Genomic DNA, 20351 nt, shown 5'->3' on the forward strand with positions numbered 1-20351 from the left:
GGCCTTCCCGTGTTTCCGGGGCCCCGCCGCCGCCGGTCGCGGCGCTCGTCGCTGACGCACGGTGCCCGGAAAGTGTCGGTCTGTTGCTTTATGCTTCGCCCCGCACGTACGGGGGGTGACGTGGAGACTGAGTTCAAGGTGCTCGGGCCCCTGGAGGTCTGGCACGACGGCAGGCAGGTGGTGCTGCCGACGGGCAAGGCGCGGGTGCTGCTGGCCAGCCTGCTGCTGCGCGCGGGCAGCGTGGTGCCGATGGACGTCCTGGTCGACCGGCTCTGGGACGGCCGGTCGGTGAACCCGGGCCGCACCAAGGCGACGTTGCACATGGTGGTGACCCGGCTGCGCCAGTCGCTCGGCGCGGCGAACGTGGTCCGCACCGCCACCGGCGGGTACGCGGCGGACGTGCCGCCGGGCGCGCTGGACCTGCACCGGTTCCGCGAGCTGGTCGACCGCGACCGGCTGGGCGAGGCCCTGAGCCTGTGGCGCGGCGCGCCGCTGTCGGACGTGCCGTCGGACGTCCTGCACGGCGAGGACGTCGCGCCGCTGCTGGAGGAGCGCCTCGACGCGCTGGAACGGCGGCTCGACCTGGACCTGGCGGCGGGCCGGTCCGCGGAGGTGGTGCCCGAGCTGCGGTCGCTGACCCGCGAGCACCCGCTGCGCGAGCGGTTCTGGGGCCAGTTGATGGAAGCGCTTTCCGGGTCGGACCGGCAGGCGGAGGCACTGGCCGCCTACCGGTCGGTGAGCGGGCTGCTGGCCGAGCAGCTCGGCGTCGACCCGGGGCCGCGGTTGCAGGAGCTGCACCAGCGGATCCTCACCGCCGCGCCGGTCGTCGCGCGCCCGAACACCCGCGGCGCCTCGAACAAGCCGCGGCAGCTCCCGCCGCGCACCCGGTTCTTCGTCGGCCGCGACGGCGAGCTGGCCGTGCTGTGGGAGCTGCTCGACACGGCGTCGGCGGGCGCGGTGGTGATCGCGGCGATCAGCGGCACGGCCGGCGTCGGCAAGACGGCGTTGGCGTTGCACTGGGCGAACCAGAGCGCGCACCGCTTCCCGGACGGCCAGCTCTACGTGAACCTGCGGGGGTTCGACCCGACGGGTGTGCCGATGAGCCCGGACGAGGCGTTGCGGGGGTTCCTCGGCGCGTTGGGCGTGGCGCCGGAGCGCGTGCCGTCCGGGCTGGACGAGCAGGTCGGCCTGTACCGCAGCCTGCTGGCCGAGCGCCGGGTGCTGGTGGTGCTGGACAACGCGGCGGACAGCGAGCAGGTGCGCCCGCTGCTGCCGAGCGGGCCGCGCTGCCTGGCCCTGGTGACCAGCCGCAACCAGCTCGACGGGCTGGTGGTGCGCGAGGGGGCGCAGTCGTTGCCGCTCGGTGTGCTGTCCGACGGGGAGGCGACCGCGCTGCTGGTGCGGCAGCTGGGGGAGGAGCGGGTCGGGGCCGAGCCGGCCGCGGTGGGCGAGCTGATCGGGCACTGCGCCGGGCTGCCGCTGGCGTTGTCGGTGGTGGCGGCCCGCGCGGCGGCGCACCCGGCCTTCGCGCTGCGGGCGCTGGCGGGCGAGCTGGCCGACGAGCGGACCCGGCTGGAGGCGCTCGACACGGGCGAGGCGACGACCAGCGTCAAGACGGTCTTCTCCTGGTCCTACGAGCGGTTGAGCCCGGCCGCGGCCCGGATGTTCCTGCTGCTGGGCGTGCACGCGGGCCCCGAGGTGTCGATCCCGGCGGCGGCCAGCCTGGCCGGTGTGCCGCTGCCCGCCGCCCGCCGGGCGATGGGCGAGCTGAGCAGGCTGCACATGATCGCGGAGCCGGCGCCGGGCCGCTTCACGCTGCACGACCTGGTGCACGCCTGCGCACGTGACCTGGTCGCGGCGCACGAGGACCGGAGCGGTCCGCGCGAAGCACTGCGGCGGCTGCTCGACCACTACCTGCACACCGCGAACACGGCCGACCGGTTGCTGTACTCGCAGCGCGAGGAGGTGCCGATCGCCGCGCCCGCGCCGGGCGCGGTGGTCACCGAGCTGACCGAGCGGGCCGACGCGCTGGCCTGGTTCGACCTGGAGCAGGCGTCGCTGTTCGCCGCGGTCGGGCACGCCGCCGCGCACGGGTTCGACACCCACGCCTGGCAGTTGGCGTGGACGACCACGGCGTTCGCCCGGCTGCGGTCGTTCTGGCACGAGCAGGCGCGGTGCCTCGACACGGCGCTGGCCGCGGCCCGGCGGCTGGACGACCGGGTGGCGCTCGCCTCGACCAACCGGGCCCTCGGCCGCATCCTGATCACGCTGCGGCGCTTCGCCGAGTCGGAGGCCCACCTCACCGCCGCGCTCGACCTGGCGCGCGAGCTGGGCGACCGGCAGAGCCAGGCGCACATCCACCGCCACCTGGCCGGGCTGTACGAGGCGTGGGAGCGGCTGCACGAGGCCCTGCACCACGCCGAGCGGGCGCTGGCGCTGTTCGAGGAGCTGGGCGACCGCGCCGGCACGGCCCGCGCGCTCAACGCCGTCGGTTGGGCCCGCGCGATGCTCGGCGAGGACCTGCACCGGGCGCTGGCCGACTGCGGCCGGGCCCTGGTGCTGTTCCGCGAGGTCAACGACGTGCTGGCGGAAGCGGCGACGTGGGACAGCCTCGGTTACGTCCACCACCGCCTGCACGACCTGGCCGAGGCCGTCCGCTGCTACCGGGAGGCGTTGCCGCGCTACCGGGAGAGCGGCGACCGCTACGAGGAGGCCGCGACGCTGCAACGGCTCGGTGACGCGCACGTGCTGGCGGGCGACCACGACGCGGCCCGCGAGGTGTGGCGGGCGGCGCTGGACATCCTGGACGAGCTGGGCCACGGCACGGCCGAGGCGCTGCGGGTGAAAGCGGCCGGTCTGCCGTGACGGGGCCGCTGACCCGCTTCGCCGTCCTCGGGCCGCTGCAGGTGTGGCGCGGCGACGGGCCGCTCGCCGTGCCCGCCGGTCGAGCGGCTGTGGGACGGCGAGCGGCCCGACCCGCGGCGGGCCGAGGCGACGTCGCGCGTGGTGGTGGCCCGGCCGCGGCAGACCCTCGGCGACCCGATCCGCCTCGGCCGAGTGGCGCCGGCTCACCGAGATCGCGCCGGCGGCGGACCTCCGCGACCGAGACCGCGGGCTCCCCGGCGCAGAGCGCGGCGGAGCCCGCGGTCCGGTCGTCACCGCGCGAGGGCAGGGCGGGCGCGTCGCCCCCCTCGACGAGCACCTGCCACCGGGACCGGCTTCCCCCCTCGTGCGAACCGCCGGTCCCGCGCCCACTGGGGGTCGCGGCGGTGAACGCCCCCACTGTGCTGGAAGGGCCTCACAGACCTCTCACGACGGCCTCACCCACCGCGTGGAGATGAGCCGACCGTCACGTCACGTCACGGCGCGTGATCGCGCCGGTACACTCGTCACCGTGCGGGGGAGCCTGGTGACGACCGAGTCGGGGGTGCTCGGCCCGCCGGGGTTCGGGTCCGCGGGCCGCCCCGTCGTCGTCCCGGCGGGCGAGGCGCGGGTGTCGCCGACCGCGCCGCACCTGCTCTCCACGCCCGACCGCGTGCGGGACTTCGACTTCGTGCGGCTGGTCCGCGCCGGGGCAACCGGATAGCGGCCTGGAGCGTGTCGTAGACGATTTCTCCACAGAGTGGTCCAAGGGGGTCTGGTGATCGGGTTCAACGTCCTCGGACCGCTGGAGGTGCGGCACGGCGACGTGCCCGTGCCGATCCCCGCCGGGCGGGCGCGGGTGCTGCTCGCGATCCTGCTGCTGCGGGCCAACCAGCCGGTGACGGCGGACGAGCTGGTCGACCGGTTGTGGGACGGCGGCGCGCCCAACCCGGACCGGGCCAAGGCGACGTTGCAGATGGTGGTGCGGCGGCTGCGGCAGGCGTTGGGCGAGGCGAACGTGGTGCGCACGACCACCAAGGGCTACGTCGCCGAGGTCCCGCCGGGCTCGCTGGACCTGCACGTGTTCCGCGAGCTCGCCGACCAGGGCCGGTCGGCCGAGGCGCTGGAGCTGTGGCGGGGCGACCCGCTGTCCGACGTCGAGTCGGACTGGCTGCACCGGGAGCACGTCGTGCCGCTGCTGGAGGAACGCCTCGACGTCCTCGTGCGCCGGATCGACGCCGACCTCGACGCCGGCCGCACGGACGGGCTGGTGGCCGAGCTGCGGTCGCTGACCCGGCGGCACCCGCTGAGCGAGCGGCTGTGGGCGCGGCTGATGCGGGCGCTGTACCGGTCGGGCCGGCAGGCGGAGGCGCTGGCCGCCTACCGCGAGGTCCGCGAGGCGCTGGCCGACGAGCTCGGCGTCGACCCGTCCGCCGAGCTGCAGGACCTGTTCAGCCGCATGCTGCGCGCCGAGGACGTGGCCACGCGGGCGCCGGCGCCGCGGCAGCTGCCACCGGACGTGGCGGGGTTCGCGGGACGGCTGCCTCAGCTGTCGGAGCTGGACGACGCGGTGTCCTCCGCCGCCGGTTCCGTCGTGATCGTCGCCGTCACCGGCTCGGCGGGGATCGGGAAGACCGCGCTGGCGGTGCGCTGGGCGCACCGGGCCCGGCCGGTGTTCCCGGACGGCCAGCTGTTCGCGAACCTGCGCGGCTACGACCCGGCCGGCCCGGTGCGGCCGGAGCAGGTGCTGGCCCGGTTCCTGCGCGCGCTGGACGTGGCCGCCGAGCGGATCCCGGAGGGCCTGGACGAGCTGGTCGCCCTGTACCGCTCGCTGGTCGCGGACCGGCGGTTCCTGGTGGTGCTGGACAACGCGGCGTCGGCCGAGCAGGTGCGACCGCTGCTGCCCGGCACGGCCTCGTCCCTGGTCGTCGTGACGAGCCGGAACGAGCTGCGCGGACTGTCCGCACTGGACGGTGCGCGCGCACTGCGGCTGGACGTGCTCGCGCCGGAGGAGTCCGCCGGCCTGCTGCGCGCGGCCGTGCCCGAGGCCGACCCGGCGGACCTGGCGGAGCTGGCCCGGCTGTGCGGTCACCTGCCGCTCGCGCTGCGCATCGCGGTCGCGAACGCGGCGGCGCACGGCCTCGGCCCCTACCTGGCGGCGCTGCGCGGCGGCGACCGCGTGGCGCGGCTCGCGGTCGAGGACGACCCGCAGGCCGCCGTCCGCACCGCGTTCGACCTGTCCCACCGGGCGTTGGACGGCCCGGCGCGGCGGGTGTTCCGGCTGCTCGGCGTCGTGCCGGGGGCGGACTTCGACCGGGACGCGGTCGCCGACCTGACCGGCGCGGGCGACGACGCGGGCCGGGTGCTGGACCGGCTCGCCGCCGCGAACCTGGTGCAGCACGACGGGCAGGGCCGCTACGGGCTGCACGACCTGGTCCGCGAGTACGCGCGCGGGCTCGTCGGCGAGGCGGAGGCGGCCGAGGGCCGGGCGCGGCTGTGCCGCGGCTACCTCCGCCGGGTCGTGTCGGCGTCGGCGCTGCTGTACCCGCACGCGCCGCACACCACCGGCGAGGAGGAGGTCGACCCGGGTCCGTTCACCGACGGCGAGGCGGCGGCGCGGTGGTTGGCGGCCGAGCGGCAGAACGTGGTCGCCGCGATCACCGACGCCGCCGGTCACGGGCCCCGCGAGCTGTCCTGGCGCCTGCTGTTCGGCATGAGGGTGTTCACCTGGGCGCGCCGGCACTTCGACGGCTGGGCGGACGCGGGCCGCGCCGCCCTGGCCGCCGCGCGGTCGGCGTCGGACGAGGTCGGGCAGATGGCCGTGGGGCTGTGCCTCGCGGTCCACGCCTACTCGGTGGGCCAGGTCCAGGAGGCGGCCGAGCACTACCAGCGGGTGGTGGCCCTCGGTGACCGCGGCGCCTGGCCCAAGGGCCGGGCGATCGCCCTCGGCGGTCTCGGCAGCGTCCACCACCAGCAGGGTCGGCTGGTCCGGGCCGCGCGGACGTTCCGGCAGGCGCACGCGGCGGACCGGGCGATCGGGCCGAGGCGGGGCGAGGCGGTCAGCCTGTCCAACCTCGGCACGGCCCTGTACGACTGCGGCGACCTGGTCGAGGCGAGGTCGGTCCTGTGCGAGGCGCTCGACCTGCTCGTGACGGCGGGCTCGCCGATCGGCCAGGCCGTGGTGCTCAACGTGCTCGGCGGGGTCAAGCTGGCCGAGGGCGACCCGCACCGGTCGCGCGAACTCCGCGAGCAGGCGCTGCGGCTGTTCCGCGACGCCGGCGCGCGCCGGGGCCAGGCGGCGACGTTGGACAACCTGGCGGTGATCGCGAGCCACCTCGGCGACTACCCGGCGGCGGCGCGGTTCGCGCGCGAGTCGCTGGCCGTCGCCGAGAAGTCCGACGACAACTGGAACGCGGTCGACGCGCTGAACACGCTGGCCGGCGTCGAGCACCGGCTCGGCGACCGCGTCGCGGCCTCGCGGCGGTACCGGGTCGCCCTGCGCGCCGCGATCGAGAGCGGCTACCGCCTGGGCGAGGTGCACGCGCTCATCGGCGTGGCCTCGGTGGACCCGGGCGACGAGGCGGCGCCCTCGACCGTCGGCCGCGCCGTCGAGCTGGCCTCGACCATGGGCGCGCGGATGGTCGGCGCGCGGGCCAGGACGGTGTCCGCCGCGGTGCACCGGGCGCACGGCGACCTGGCCGCGGCGCGCTCGGCGGCCGAGTCGGCGTTGGTGACCCAGCGGCAGTACGGGTACCGGCCGGACGAGGCGCGGACCTGGCTGCTGCTCGGTGAGCTCACCGGGGACGGGGCGTCGCTGGGGCGAGCGCTGGAGCTGGCCGAGGAGATGGGCATGCCGGAGGCGGACGAAGCCCGCGCGCTGCTGTCCTGACCTGGTCGTGCGTCGCGCGCGAACCGGCGGGGCCGACGCGGGTGACGCCGACCCCGCAGCGGAGGGTCGGTCCGGTGGGGTATGCATATGCAGGCCCGCCCCGGCCGACGAGGGGATGACGGATGAGCTTGCGCGTGGCGGTGGACTTCGGCACGTCCAGCACCTGCGTCGCCATGTCCCTGCACGGCCGCGAACCGCAGGTCGTCGTGGTCGACGGCCAGCCGATCGTGCCCTCCGCCGTGTTCGCCGCGGCCGACGGCACGCTGTTCGTCGGCCAGGAGGCCGAACGCCAGGCGGCGGTGGACCCGTCCCGCTACGAGCCGCACCCCAAGCGCCGCGTCGACGAGGGCGAGCTGCTGCTCGGCTCCAGCGTGCTGCCGGTGGTCGACGTCGTGCGGGCCGTGCTGACCAGGGCCGTCGACGAGGCGCGGCACGTGGCCGGCGGCGCGCGGGTCGACCTGCTCGTGCTCACCCACCCGGCCGACTGGGGCGCGATCCGCACCAGGGTGCTGCTGCAGGCCGCCCGGGGTCTCGGCCAGGAGCTGCGGCTGGTGCCCGAGCCGGTCGCGGCGGCGGTGTTCCACTCGGCGAGCCACGCCATCCCGGACGGCGCGGCGCTGGCGGTGCTCGACCTCGGCGGCGGCACGGTCGACGCGAGCGTGGTGGCCCGCCAGGGGGGCGCGTTCCGCGTGCTGGCCACCAAGGGCGACCCCGGCTTCGGCGGCGCGGACGTCGACCAGGCGCTGCTGGAGCACATCGGCTCCCTGGTCTCGCCCGGCGACCCGGACGCGTGGCGGCAGCTCGTGGAGGGCCGGGAGCTGTCCGACCGCCGCAAGCGCCGGGTGCTGCGCCAGGACGTGCGCGGCGCGAAGGAGACCCTGTCCCGGCACGCCTACACCGACGTGCCGATGCCGCCGCCGTTCCCCGACGCCCACGTCACCCGCACCGACCTCGAACGCCTGATCAGCGCGCCGCTCACGCGCGCCGCCGCGCTGGTGGTGACGGCGGTGCGCGACGCCGGGCTCGACCCGCGCGGCCTCGCCGGCGTGTTCCTCGTCGGCGGGTCCAGCCGCATCCCGCTGGTGGCCCGCCTGGTGCTGGAGCAGTCCGGCGTGGTGCCGACGAGCATCGACCAGCCGGAGACCGTGGTCGCCCGGGGCGCGCTGCGCGCGGTGAGCACGGACCCGCTGCGGACCGGCGCGCTGCCCGCGGGCCGGGGCGACGTCACCCGCAAGATCACCGACGACCAGACCCGCAAGATCACCCGGCGGATCACGGCGTCGCCGCCCGCCGGGTTCCCGCAGCCGTCGTACTTCCCGCCGCCCGCCCCCGTGCCCGCGCCGGCCCCGCCGCGCCGCAGCCGCGTGCCGCTGGTCGTGGTCGGCGTCGCCGCGGTGCTCGCCATCGCCGCCGCCTCCACGGCCTACGTGCTCGGCAAGGGCGACGCCACCACCGGCGAGCCGACCACGCCGCCCACGTCCTCCGCCGAGACGTCCGTCACGCCCGACGGCAGGATCATCGCGCAGTACGACTACAGCTTCACCGTGCCGGGCGGCTGGCAGCAGACCGGCGGCCAGGTCGAGACCCGCAAGGTGCTGCTCAAGCCCGAGGAGCCCGGGTCCGGGCTCGACGTCATCGCGGTGGAGGAGCGGCGGCTCAACTACAACGCCACCCAGGACCCCGCGCGGGCCGAGACCGAGCTGCGCGGCCAGTACGACCAGCGGGCGAACGTGTCCGATTTCGACGCTTCCGCCGACTTCGCCACCAAGGATGTCGTTTACTACCGGGAAGTGGTGGAGTCGGCCGTCATCGACTGGTACGTGCTGTTCCAGGACGACGTGCAGGTCAGCGTGGGGTGCCAGTACCCCCAGGACGGGCACGACCGGGTCCGCCCCGCGTGCGAGCAGGTCGTCCGCACGCTGACCGTGACCAGCTGACTTTGTGGGGAATGTGATGACCGGCATCCCGGAGGCCTTGGCCCGGTTCCGCTCGGACCTCGACGCGGCGGTGACCAGGGGCCAGCGCGCGGCGGACGCCGCGGGCGCGAAGAACGCCGCCCAGCGCGACCGGAACCGGCAGCTCGCCGAGCAGGCCAAGGCGCGGCAGGTGCGGCCGGACGGGCACGCGCCGACGTCGCCGGACGTGCAGCGGGTCGCCACCGGGTTCCGCCACCACCGCGGCCTGCCGGTGCCGGAGCTGCCCCCGGGCGGGGAACTGCTCGCGCCGGAGAAATCGCGAGAGCAAACGGACGCGAATGCAAATGCAGTTCCACCGCGCCCGGCGACCGGTTCCCGCGCGGTGGCGGGCCCGAGCGGCCAACTGCCCCCCGAAAGGGGCGATGACGAGGACTTTTCGCAAGCGCGAATCCTCTACTGACCCCGTTCCGCGACCCGTCGCGTTTACACCCGCAACTACTTCCGGAGAAGTCGCGACAGCGTGGAACCGGGCATGGCAAGGTCTGCGTCGTAAGAGGCGTACGAACCAAGAACGCCTGATCACTTCGACCAAGGGGGTCGCACCCAATGGCTGGTTACTCCACCGGACATGAAGAGCTCGTCGGCGCAGCGAAGGACATCGTCAGCACCAACGGCAACGTCCAGGGCGTCCTGGGTCAGCTCGGCAACACGATCGACGGCCTGTCCAGCGCGTGGCAGGGTGGCGCGGCCATCGCCTTCAACAAGCTGATGGAGCGCTTCCGCGAGGACGCCGACAAGCTGCAGAAGGCCCTGATGGACATCGCCGAGCAGATGGACGGCAGCGCGGCGACCTACATCCAGCAGGAAGAGGAGCAGGCGCAGGAGATGTCGGCCATCACCAACCGGCTCGGCGGCTGATCCATCCGAATTCAGGTCGCGTTTCCGTTTCTTTCGCTTTCCTTCTTCTTTCTGACTTCACTTCCAAGGGGAGATCATGGTCGACGCCAACAACATCAAGGTTGACTTCGGGCAGCTGAGCAGCGCGGCAGGCGACATCAGCGGCCAGGCCGGCAAGATCCAGTCCGAGCTGGACAACCTGAAGTCGCGCCTCGCGCCCGTCATCGCCCAGTGGGACGGTGGCGCGTCGGCGAGCTACCAGGAGGCGCAGCGCGCGTGGGACGAGTCCGCCGCGGGTCTCCAGCAGGTGCTGGCCCAGATCGGCACGGCCGTCCAGTCCGCGACCGACGCCTACCAGGCGGCTGAGTCCAAGAACCAGGGCCGCTGGGCCTGATCTGCCGCACGACCCCCCGTGGGCCCCGGGATCCTCGAGGATCCGGGGCCCACGTACGTGTTTCGGCCGGTTCGCCAGGGTGCGGTCCGGGTCGGTCGAGGCCGGTCCGGGGGGTTTAGGAGGGGTCGTTTTGACCCGCCCCGACCCCAACCGGTATCTTCCTACGTTGTTGTGCGGTAACTGGTGCGCACTATGCGTACCTCGTGTTCTGGTCCTCTGCCCACCTGGGGTCTCTGGCCTGAGCAGCCGCCGCAATGACCCCAGACGCAAGTGACGACGAGGTAGACCCGTGCGCACGTACAGCCCGAAGCCCGGCGAGGTGACCCGAACCTGGCACGTGATCGACGCCCAGGACGTGGTGCTCGGTCGGCTCGCCACCCAGGCCGCGACGCTGCTGCGCGGCAAGCACAAGCCGACTTACGCCCCACACGTTGACACCGGTGACTTCGTCATCGTCATCAACGCGGACAAGGTGGCGTTGACCGGCAAGAAGCGTGATCAGGAGTTCGTGTACCGGCACTCCGGTTTTCCGGGCGGCCTGAGCCAGCGCTCGTTCGGCGAGGTGCTCGACACCCGCGCCGACCGGCTGGTCGAGAAGGCGATCAAGGGCATGCTGCCCAAGAACCGCCTCGGCCGTGCGATCGCGGGCAAGCTCAAGGTCTACACGGGCCCGAACCACCCGCACGCTGCGCAGCTGCCGCAGCCGTTCGAGATCAAGAAGGTCGCCCAGTGACCGAGCACCAGACCGAGGACAACGACGTGACGACCCCTGAGGCCGAGCTCGACGCCGTCGAGACCGACGCCGTGGAGAGCGACGCGGTGGAGACCGACACCGTCGAGGCGGAGGCCCCCGAGGCCGAGGCTGCTGACGCCGAGGCCACCGAAGCCGAGACCGCGGAAGCCGACGCCGACGAGGCCGAGGACGCCGAGGTCGAGGGCACGCCCGTCGTGCGGCACACCCTCAACGCGGGTGCGCACCACCTCGCGCAGACGGTCGGCCGGCGCAAGCAGGCCATCGTCCGCGTGCGGCTCCTGCCCGGCACCGGCAAGTTCACCCTGAACGGGAAGTCGATGGACGACTACTTCCCGAACAAGGTGCACCAGCAGCTCATCCGCGAGCCCCTGGTGACGACGGAGAAGCCGGAGACGTTCGACGTCATCGCGACCCTGCGTGGCGGCGGCACCACCGGCCAGGCCGGTGCGCTGCGCCTCGCGATCGCGCGTGCGCTGATCGCCGTCGACTCCGAGGACCGCCCGGTGCTGAAGAAGGCCGGCTTCCTCACCCGTGACCCCCGGGTCAAGGAGCGGAAGAAGTACGGTCTCAAGAAGGCCCGCAAGGCGCCTCAGTACAGCAAGCGCTGACCTTTCCCTGGTCGAGCGAGCACCACCCTGCGGGAGCAGTCAGTTCTTCGTCGAACTGCTGCTCCCGCAGTGTTTTACCCCCTGTTGCCCGGTGTGCATGGAGGTCACGGCGATCATGGCTCGGCTGTTCGGCACTGACGGCGTACGCGGTCTCGCCAACGCGGACCTGACCCCGGAACTCGCGCTGTCCATCGCCGCCTCGGCGGCACGGGTGCTGGCCGAGCACGACCGCTCGCACCGCCCGGTCGCGGTCGTCGGCCGCGACCCGCGGGCCAGCGGCGAGATGCTGGAGGCGGCCGTGGTGGCCGGCCTCACATCGGCGGGCGCGGACGTGCTGCGGGCGGGCGTGCTGCCGACGCCGGCGGTCGCCTACCTGGTGTCGGCGCTCGGCGCGGACGTCGGCGTGATGATCTCCGCCTCGCACAACCCCATGCCCGACAACGGCATCAAGCTGTTCGCCGCGGGCGGGCACAAGCTGCCCGACGCGGTCGAGGACGAGATCGAGCAGAAGCTCGGCGACCGCGACCACCGCCCGACCGGCGCGGGCATCGGCCGGGTCCGCGACATCGAGGACGCCGAGGGCCAGTACGTGCAGCACCTGCTGAAGGTGACGCCGCACCGCCTGGACGGCCTCAAGGTCGTGGTGGACTGCGCGAACGGCGCCGCGTCCGTGGCCGCGCCGGACGCCTACCGCCGCGCGGGCGCCGAGGTCGTGGAGATCCACACCGCGCCGGACGGGCTCAACATCAACGACGACTGCGGTTCCAACCACGTCGCGAAGCTGCGTGCCGCCGTGGTCGAGCACGGCGCCCACCTCGGCATCGCGCACGACGGCGACGCGGACCGCTGCGTCGCGGTCGACGCCGACGGCAACGACCTCGACGGCGACCAGGTCATGGCGGTGCTGGCGCTGGGCATGAAGGAAGCCGGCGAGCTGACCGACGACACGCTGGTCGCGACCGTGATGAGCAACCTCGGCCTGCACCTGGCGATGCGCGAGCACGGCATCGCCCTCAAGACCACCGCGGTCGGCGACCGCTACGTGCTGGAGGAGCTGCGCGCCGGCGGGTTCGCGCTGGGCGGCGAGCAGTCCGGGCACGTGATCCTCCCGGCGCACGCCACCACCGGCGACGGCCTGCTGACCGCGTTGCGGCTGATGTCGCGGATGGCGGAGACCGGCAAGCCGCTGGCCGAGCTCGCGGGCGTGATGCGCCGGCTGCCGCAGGTGCTGATCAACGTGGTCGTCGGCGACAAGGCGGCCGTGGCGAAGGACCCGGCCGTCGACGAGGCGGTCGCCGCCGTGACGGCCGAGCTCGGCGACACCGGCCGGGTGCTGCTGCGCCCGTCCGGCACCGAGCAGCTGGTGCGGGTCATGGTCGAGGCGGCCACGCCCGAACTCGCGGAGTCCGCCGCGCAGCGGCTCGCCGGTGTGGTTTCCTCGGTGCACTGACGCGCGAGTCGTTCGGGGGTTCGGGGATGGGCAACATCGGTTTCGTCGAGATGGCGATCATCGCGGTGGTGCTGATCGGCATCGTCGTGGGGATCGTGGTGCTGGTGAAGAAGAGCGGCGGCAAGCAGGCCTCCCGCCCCTACCAGGGTCAACCTCCTGGTCAGCCGTATCCCGGTCAGCCCTACCCGGGCCAACCGCACCCCGGTCAACCGCACCCGGGTCAGCCCTACCCGGGTCAGCCCTACCCAGGACAACCGCACCCGGGCCAGCAGTTCCCGGGCCGGCCGGGTCAGCCGGGCGGCCAGTACCCACCCCACGGTCACCAGCCGCCCCAGCCGCCGACCGGCCCGCCGCAGCCGCCGACCGGCCCGCCGCCGCAGGGCTGACGTCCGCACGCCGTTCACACCTGCAAGGACCAGGCCGGAACCGCCGCCGGGCGGCCCGCCGCCCTGCCACCATGGGAACCGCACGCCGAAGCGTCGCGTCGAAAAGGGGCGAGTCGTCGAGTTGGGTCGTGGCCTCCGGGCCGCGGAGGGGAGTGAAGCGCCGTGGCCGGTTACGGCACCAGTACCGAGGCGATGCAAAAAGCCTCGAAGGGCATTTCCGATGCGGCGAAGGAGACCGCCGACGGGCTGAAGGACGTCGGCCAGACCCAGACGATCGCCCGTGATTTCGGTGAAGCGCACCAGCAGCACTTCACCAATTACAAGACGGGGATCGACAACTTCGGCAAGGGCATCGCGAACATGACCAGCGTGCTCGGCGGATTCGCCGGGAAGATCGCTTCCGGCGCCTCGACCTACGGCGATGTCGAATCCTCCAACGCCGCTGACCTGGGGAGCCAGTACTGATGGCCGATCCGGGCTGGAACGACATCAAGGCCGTTCTCGACGACCCGAACGTGTCGGAGGACAAGAAGGCGGAGCTCATGCACGCCTACGTGTCCGAGACCGCGCCGTGGAACATCCCCGACGAGGCGAACACCTACAAGGACCGCTACGACACCTCCAGCCTGTGGGACTGGGGTGACGGCGCGTCCCGCGACGACGGCCTGAAGAACCGCTACGACGAGGCCAAGGCCGAAGGCGAGTCCAACAGCTACAACTCGCAGGAGCAGACCAAGGCCGTCAACGACGGCCAGGCGCAGCTCGACGCGACGCGGCCGCCGACCTCGTCCGGCGCGGGCGTGAAGCTGTCCGACGAGCTGTTCGACGCGGGCCAGGCCGGGCTGAAGGTGTTCCAGAAGTTCGAGGGCATCTGGAACAACCGGCCCGGCGACTGCATCGGCAACACGACCGCGCTCAACTTCGCCGAGCAGATCCAGAAGCCCTACGACGAGCAGCGCGGGATCAACTTCCACAAGCTGCTGATGGAAGCCGACGAGTTCACCACCGCCAAGTCCAAGATCGACGAGATGAAGTCGGACGTGGACGGGCAGCTCAAGGGCCTGTACGGCGAGTGGGAGGGCCAAGCGGCCACCAAGTCCCACGAGCACTACACCGGCAAGATCGCGCCGAAGATCACCGAGCTGGCCGACGCGTTCGAGGGCGCGGCCAAGCTGACCCGCACCGCGGTCCAGGGCGTGTACTCGCTGTGCAAGGGCAAGGCCGACGAGGTCCTCGGCATGTACCGGGAGCAGATCGGCCAGGCGGACACGTTCATGGCCGAGAAGGTCGTCTCGTTCGCGCGCGGCGAGGGCGACTACTCCAAGGACCGCGTCTCGGAGATCGCCGGCTGGGTGGACTCGAAGACCGGCAGCAACATCGCGGACCGGATCAACTCCGACGACTGCAGCCTGAACGACGAGAACCGCGACTACGCCATCAACCAGTGCAAGAAGTGGATCCGCGACTCGTTCAACCGCGAGTTCTGGGGCCTCTACCAGCAGTTCAAGTCCTGCTGCACGGAGACCAAGTCCTCGGTGGACGCCAAGTGGGAGACGCTCGCCAAGTACATGGCGGAGTTCGAGAACCCGTTCCCGGCGCCCGCGAGTGACAAGGGCGGCGACGACGGCGGCGGGGACGACAACGGCGGCGGCGGTGGTGGTGGCGGCGGCACGGGCGGCGGCGGCAGCGGCAGCGGTGGCGGCACCGGTGGCGGCGGCAGCGGTTCCGGCGGTGGCGGCGGCATGCCGTCGGTGCCGGAGATGCCGAAGCCCGAGAACCCGCTGGACAAGGACGGCGACGGCAAGCCGGACGCGCTGGAGGTGCCCGGCGACACCGACGGCGACGGCAAGCCCGACGACCTCGACGGTGACGGCAAGCCCGACGGCGACGGCAAGCCGGACGGCCTGAAGGGCGACGAAGAGCCGCCCGAGACCGTCACCATCAAGAGCGGCGACAACGAGATCAAGATCACGGAGCCGGACGAGAACGGCCACGTGCAGATCACCGTCGACACGCCGACGAGCGAGCCGAAGACCTACGACGTCGACTTCAGCAACAACCCCGACGCGGCGAAGGCCCTGATGGGCCAGAACGGCGGGGCGGCGCTGGCGGGCGCGTTGGCCGGCGCGACGGCCACCTCGGGCGGCGTGCCCGGTGCGGCCGGCGGCACGCCCGGCGCGGCGGTCGGCGCGGTGGCCGGCTCGGCCGAGGGCGGCGCGAACGGCGCGATCCCGATCGAGGCCGGCGCCGACGGCAAGGCGTTGATCGAGCTGGACGGCCTGGCCATCACCGCCGAGGTCGACCCGCTGACCGGTGAGATCAACCTCACCGTCGACAACGGCGACGGCACGCCCGAGGAGTACGGCGTGGAGTTCGGCGAGGACACCGCCGGCTCCGGCGCCGGCGAGACGCCGAGCATCCCGGGCCTGGACAACGCCGTGACGCTGCCGGCCGACGTGCCCGGCGGCCTGCCGTCCGACGTCACGACCATGCCCGCCCAGGCGGAGACGCTGATCGGCCAACCGGAACCGGCCGCGGCCGGTGGCGCGGTGGGCGGCGGTGGCGTCAGCGGTGGTTTCACGGAGCCGCAGTTCACCGCTCCCACGGCTCCCGACCAGGGCTTCGGCGGCGGCGCGGGCGGTGGCGGGGTGGCCGGTGGTGGGTTCAGCGGTGGTTTCACCGAGCCGCAGTTCGCCCCGACGCCCGCACCGGACAACTCGGGCTTCGCGGGCAGCGTCGCCGGGCCGGCCGTCAGCGGCGGCTTCACCGAGCCGTCCGGGTTCCAGGCGCCGTCGGCGTTCCAGGCCACCGCACCCCAGGGCTTCCAGGCGCCGCCCGTCGCCTTCGACGGCGGCGGTGGCAGCGGTTTCGCTGGTGGCGGCGGTGTCCCGCAGTACAACACCGAGGGCCTGACCTCGACGTCCGGCGCTTCCGTCCTCGGCGGCGGCTCGGGCTTCAACGGCGCGGACTCGGTGCTGGGCGGCGGTTCGGCGTCGTCCGGCTCGGACAACACGTGGAGCAGCCCGCCGGCCGGCTCGGCCGACCACGGCCTCGCGTCCGACACGAACGCCTCGCAGGCGGGCCAGGCCGGCTCCGCCACGCTCCCGTCCATGCAGGAGTCCCAGACCGCGGGCCAACCGGGCGGTTCCGCCACCGGTGGCGGCATGATGGGCGGCGGGATGATGGGCGGCGGCATGGCCGGCGGCGGTCAGCAGGGCGGCGGCGGCGACAACGAGCGCAGCAGCCCCGGGCAGTGGCGCACGACCGGGTCGCTGTTCGACGACGACGTCAGCCTCAGTCGAGTGCAGGGTGTGCTGGGTGAGGAGGGCCGATGAGCGTCGCGTCGGACAGGCTGGCCGCGGCGATGAGCCGCATGGACCAGATTTCGCGGGAGCACGCCGACCGGCGTGAGCTGCGGGAACGTCACTCGCGCGAGGCGCGGGACCAGGCGCGGGACAGCTTCGCCAAGCAGGGCCAGATGGCGCAGAAGATCGTCGAGCGGCTGGAGGAGAACGAGAAGGCGCAGAAGGCCGCCGGCGGCTGGAACACCAAGGCGGCGACGGAGAAGAAGAGCGGCGAGTACAAGTTCGGCGCCGAGGACGACGAGCCGACCTACGAGACCCCGCCACCGGTGTCCACCGCCTGGACCCCGGCCCCTCCGCCGCCGCCGGTCCAACCCCCGGCAGCCACCCCGCCCCCGCCGCCACCCCCGGCGCGCCCCGCCCCACGCCGCCCGGCGCCGGTGGACGACGACGACGATTTCGGCGGCAAGAGCTGGCTGACCTGACCATTCCTCCGGCCCCACGCCCCGCGTGCCAACCCGATCGGGTGAACATCGCCCGAGAATGTACGGAAACACTGTTCCCGTACCTCGGTTGATATGACCGCCCCCCGCAACCACGGCCCACGCCACCACGGCAACGACCGCGACCACCGGGGACCGGCTCACCAGGCACACGACGCGAGGGGCCGGAGGAACCAGGAACCATGCCCAGCACCACCCCACGCCCCACCCACCGCCGGCTCGCCACCACCCGGCTGACCCCGCAGCCCCGGCTGACCCCGGCCCGCCCGGCGACCCAGGCTCACCCGGCCGACCCGCCTGCCCGGCCACTCCCGGCCGCCGCGGCGACCCCGGCTGCCCTCAGCCTGCCCGGCCGCCACCGCCGACCCGGCCTGCCCGGCCTGCCCGGCTGACCCGGCCTGCCTGGCCGCCGCCGTGCACCCGGCCTGCCCGGCCGCTGCGGACCCTCCCGGCCCCACGCGGCCCCCGGCCGGCCACTCCAGGCCGCCGCGGCCCTACCCGGCCGCGCGGGACCGCGGCTCCGGGCGACGGCCCTGCGGCTGAGGGGTGAGGCGGCGGTGGGTCAGTGGCGGACCAGCGGGCCGCGCTGGAACGTCAGCACAGCGCCCTTCACGTCGCCGTCCAGCAGCACGTCCCACTTCTTCTCGCCCTTGAGGGTCCGCAGCAGGAACGCCGTCGTCAGCGCCCGCGCCAGCTTCTGCGCCGCCCGCTCACCCTTGCCGTCGAGCAGCAGCTCGCTCCAGTGCCGCCCCTCGGCGAACCCCAGGTGGCTGGCCTTCGGCAACGACCGCAGCTGCACCGGCCCCTGCCACGCCTCCGCGATGGCCTCCGCGTGCCCGACCGGAGGCGCGATGCGGTCCTCCCCGCCGGCCAGGTGCAACCCCGGCACGGCGACCCGCCGGGCCGCGTCCAGCGCGGACGGCCGGGTCTCGGACGCGGCCAACGTCACGACCGCCCGCACCCGCGGGTCGTCGGCCGCCGCCAGCACCGCCGCGCCGCCACCCATCGAGTGACCCGCCACCGCCAGCCGTGACGCGTCCACGCTGATCCCGCCGTCGCCCAGCCTCACGCCGGTGCACACGTCGAGCGCCGTCCGCAGGTTCCCGGCCATCAGCCGCGACGACATCAGCGGCCCGCGCTGGGTCCCGGGCGCGGCGGCCACGAAACCCCACGACGCCAGGTGCCGCAGCAACGCCCGGTACCGGTTGACCGGCTGCAACCAGCCGTGCCCGAAGGCCACCGCCGGCAGCCCCAGCCCGACCGCGGGCGTGTAGATCAGGCCCGGAAGCCCGACCAGCGCCAGGTCACCGCGCAGCACGGGGTGCTCACCGGGCCTGCTGAGCTGGTCGAGCACCTGCTTCGCCGAGTAGCCGCTCACCCCGCGAACGGTAGTCGATCGTGGTGACGGCGCGCACGCTCGGATTGGTCTACACCAATTGACGACCTGACCTGCGCAAACGCGGTGAAGTGGCCTGTTCGGGTGACGGCCCTGGTCTAGTTACGCTGTGCGGCGTGTGCGGAATCGTGGGATATGTGGGACACAGGTCGGCGTTGGACGTCGTGCTCGACGGGCTGCGGCGGCTGGAGTACCGCGGCTACGACTCGGCGGGCGTCGCCGTCCTCGACGGGGACGGCGGCCTGGCCGTCGAGCGCAAAGCCGGTCGCCTGACGAACCTGGAGGCCCGCCTGGACGAGGTCGGCCGCGACGCCTTCACCGGCACCGCCGGCATGGGCCACACGCGCTGGGCCACCCACGGCGCGCCGATCGACCGCAACTCCCACCCGCACTGCGACGTCACGGGCCGCGTCGCCGTCGTCCACAACGGCATCATCGAGAACTTCGCCGCCCTGCGCGCCGAGCTCGAAGCCGTCGGCGTCGAGATGGCCAGCGACACCGACACCGAGACCACCGCCCACCTCATCGCCCGCGCGTACGACGAGGGCGACACCAAGGGCGACCTGGTGGCGAGCGTCCGCATGGTGGTCCGCCGCCTCGAAGGCGCGTTCACCCTCGTCGTCACGCACGCGGATCACCCGGACGTGGTCGTCGCGGCCCGTCGCTCGTCACCGCTGGTAGTGGGTGTCGGTGAGGGCGAGACGTTCGTCGCCAGCGACGTGTCCGCGTTCATCGAGCACACCCGCGAGGCCGTCGAGCTCGGCCAGGACCAGGTCGTGGTGATCGACCGCGACGGCTACCGCGTCACCGACTTCGACGGCGCCGACGCGCAGGCCAAGCCGTTCACGGTGAACTGGGACCTGTCGGCCGCCGAGAAGGGCGGCCACGAGTACTTCATGCTCAAGGAGATCGAGGAGCAGCCGGAAGCGCTGGCCAACACGCTGCGCGGCCACTTCCGCGACGGCCGGGTCGTGCTCGACGAGCAGCGCCTGTCCGACCAGGACCTGCGGGACGTCGACAAGGTCTTCGTCGTGGCCTGCGGCTCGGCCTACCACTCCGGCCTGGTCGCGAAGTACGCCATCGAGCACTGGACGCGGCTGCCCGTCGAGGTCGAGCTGGCCAGCGAGTTCCGCTACCGCGACCCCGTGCTGGACCGCGACACGCTCGTCGTCGCCGTTTCCCAGTCGGGTGAAACCGCGGACACGTTGGAGGCCGTGCGTCACGCGCGGTCGCAGAAGGCGCGGGTGCTGGCGGTCTGCAACACCAACGGCGCGCAGATCCCGCGCGAGTCCGACGCCGTGCTCTACACGCACGCCGGCCCGGAGATCGGCGTCGCGTCGACCAAGGCGTTCCTCGCCCAGATCGCGGCGAACTACCTGGTCGGCCTGGCCCTGGCGCAGGCGCGCGGCACGAAGTACCCCGACGAGGTGGCCCAGGAGTTCCACCAGCTGGAGGCCATGGCGGACGCCGTGCAGAAGGTGCTGGGCACCATCGAGCAGGTCCGCGCGCTGGGTCGGGAGCTGGCCGACTCGAAGGCCGTGCTGTTCCTCGGCAGGCACGTCGGCTACCCGGTGGCGCTCGAAGGCGCGCTCAAGCTCAAGGAGCTCGCCTACATGCACGCCGAGGGCTTCGCGGCGGGCGAGCTGAAGCACGGCCCGATCGCGTTGATCGAAGAGGGCCTGCCGGTGGTCGTGGTGATGCCGTCGCCGAGGGGCCGGGCGGTGCTGCACTCGAAGCTGGTGTCGAACATCTCGGAGATCCAGGCACGGGGTGCGCGCACGATCGTGATCGCCGAAGAGGGTGACGAGACGGTTCGCCCGTTCGCGGATCACCTGATCGAGATCCCGGCGGTGCCGACGCTGCTCCAGCCGTTGATCTCCACGGTGCCGTTGCAGGTGCTGGCCGCGGAGATCGCCCGCAGCCGCGGTTACGACGTGGACAAGCCGCGCAACCTCGCCAAGTCCGTCACGGTCGAGTAGGGCAGGCTTGGCCCC

General features: G+C 73.4%; 17 protein-coding genes. 16 read left to right on the forward strand and 1 reads right to left on the reverse strand.

Annotation, left to right across the window (positions count from 1 at the left end; genetic code table 11):
* Positions 1 to 120 precede the first annotated feature (120 nt).
* The 15 genes from EDD40_RS26315 (at position 121) to EDD40_RS41135 (ending at position 17353) form a co-directional block, all read left to right on the forward strand.
* The gene (locus EDD40_RS26315; RefSeq protein ID WP_170185199.1) at positions 121 to 2865 is read left to right on the forward strand and encodes an AfsR/SARP family transcriptional regulator; all 2745 of its coding nucleotides are present in this window, start codon (positions 121 to 123) and stop codon (positions 2863 to 2865) included.
* A gap of 529 nt (positions 2866 to 3394) precedes the next feature.
* Positions 3395 to 3586 (forward strand): hypothetical protein, encoded by a 192-nt coding sequence (locus tag EDD40_RS41130; RefSeq protein WP_148088917.1) that lies wholly within the window; start codon positions 3395 to 3397, stop codon positions 3584 to 3586.
* Between the two features lie 54 nt (positions 3587 to 3640).
* Complete coding sequence (locus tag EDD40_RS26320) at positions 3641 to 6751, forward strand: AfsR/SARP family transcriptional regulator (protein WP_170185200.1); 3111 nt, start codon at positions 3641 to 3643, stop codon at positions 6749 to 6751.
* 122 nt (positions 6752 to 6873) lie between these two features.
* The gene (locus tag EDD40_RS26325; protein ID WP_123745303.1) at positions 6874 to 8688 is read left to right on the forward strand and encodes a type VII secretion-associated protein; all 1815 of its coding nucleotides are present in this window, start codon (positions 6874 to 6876) and stop codon (positions 8686 to 8688) included.
* A gap of 16 nt (positions 8689 to 8704) precedes the next feature.
* On the forward strand, positions 8705 to 9127 hold the full coding sequence (locus tag EDD40_RS26330; protein WP_148088918.1) for a hypothetical protein: 423 nt from the start codon (positions 8705 to 8707) through the stop codon (positions 9125 to 9127).
* 146 nt (positions 9128 to 9273) lie between these two features.
* Positions 9274 to 9585 carry a WXG100 family type VII secretion target gene (locus EDD40_RS26335; protein WP_053718448.1) on the forward strand — a complete coding sequence of 104 codons (312 nt, stop codon included), beginning with the start codon at positions 9274 to 9276 and terminating at the stop codon, positions 9583 to 9585.
* A gap of 76 nt (positions 9586 to 9661) precedes the next feature.
* A complete protein-coding gene (locus EDD40_RS26340; protein WP_123745305.1) occupies positions 9662 to 9958 on the forward strand; it encodes a WXG100 family type VII secretion target in 297 nt (98 codons plus the stop codon).
* A gap of 289 nt (positions 9959 to 10247) precedes the next feature.
* On the forward strand, positions 10248 to 10691 hold the full coding sequence (gene rplM / locus EDD40_RS26345; RefSeq protein ID WP_053718450.1) for a 50S ribosomal protein L13: 444 nt from the start codon (positions 10248 to 10250) through the stop codon (positions 10689 to 10691).
* Entirely contained in the window at positions 10688 to 11320 is a 633-nt protein-coding gene (gene rpsI, locus EDD40_RS26350) for a 30S ribosomal protein S9 (protein ID WP_123745306.1), read from the forward strand. Before rplM ends, rpsI begins: the two co-directional genes overlap by 4 nt.
* 115 nt (positions 11321 to 11435) lie before the next feature.
* On the forward strand, positions 11436 to 12770 hold the full coding sequence (gene glmM, locus EDD40_RS26355) for a phosphoglucosamine mutase (RefSeq protein ID WP_123748290.1): 1335 nt from the start codon (positions 11436 to 11438) through the stop codon (positions 12768 to 12770).
* Between the two features lie 26 nt (positions 12771 to 12796).
* Positions 12797 to 13156: a hypothetical protein gene (locus EDD40_RS41920; protein ID WP_170185201.1), complete on the forward strand. Its 360-nt coding sequence runs from the start codon at positions 12797 to 12799 to the stop codon at positions 13154 to 13156.
* 162 nt (positions 13157 to 13318) lie between these two features.
* The gene (locus EDD40_RS26365; RefSeq protein WP_123745307.1) at positions 13319 to 13621 is read left to right on the forward strand and encodes a hypothetical protein; all 303 of its coding nucleotides are present in this window, start codon (positions 13319 to 13321) and stop codon (positions 13619 to 13621) included.
* On the forward strand, positions 13621 to 16491 hold the full coding sequence (locus EDD40_RS44465; RefSeq protein WP_123745308.1) for a WXG100 family type VII secretion target: 2871 nt from the start codon (positions 13621 to 13623) through the stop codon (positions 16489 to 16491). Before EDD40_RS26365 ends, EDD40_RS44465 begins: the two co-directional genes overlap by 1 nt.
* Positions 16488 to 16943, forward strand: a complete 456-nt coding sequence (locus EDD40_RS26375; protein WP_123745309.1) for a hypothetical protein — start codon at positions 16488 to 16490, stop codon at positions 16941 to 16943. Before EDD40_RS44465 ends, EDD40_RS26375 begins: the two co-directional genes overlap by 4 nt.
* Before the next feature lie 200 nt (positions 16944 to 17143).
* Positions 17144 to 17353 carry a hypothetical protein gene (locus EDD40_RS41135; protein WP_148088919.1) on the forward strand — a complete coding sequence of 70 codons (210 nt, stop codon included), beginning with the start codon at positions 17144 to 17146 and terminating at the stop codon, positions 17351 to 17353.
* A 170-nt stretch (positions 17354 to 17523) separates the two neighbouring features.
* Here the strand turns inward: EDD40_RS41135 and EDD40_RS26380 are convergent, their stop codons facing one another.
* Positions 17524 to 18339 (reverse strand): dienelactone hydrolase family protein, encoded by an 816-nt coding sequence (locus EDD40_RS26380; RefSeq protein WP_123745310.1) that lies wholly within the window; start codon positions 18337 to 18339, stop codon positions 17524 to 17526.
* Positions 18340 to 18473: 134 nt separating this feature from the next.
* Between EDD40_RS26380 and glmS the strand changes: the two genes are divergently transcribed.
* On the forward strand, positions 18474 to 20336 hold the full coding sequence (glmS, locus tag EDD40_RS26385; protein ID WP_123745311.1) for a glutamine--fructose-6-phosphate transaminase (isomerizing): 1863 nt from the start codon (positions 18474 to 18476) through the stop codon (positions 20334 to 20336).
* Positions 20337 to 20351: the final 15 nt, after the last annotated feature.

It is taken from the genome of Saccharothrix texasensis (genome assembly GCF_003752005.1).
Taxonomy (GTDB): domain Bacteria; phylum Actinomycetota; class Actinomycetes; order Mycobacteriales; family Pseudonocardiaceae; genus Actinosynnema; species Actinosynnema texasense.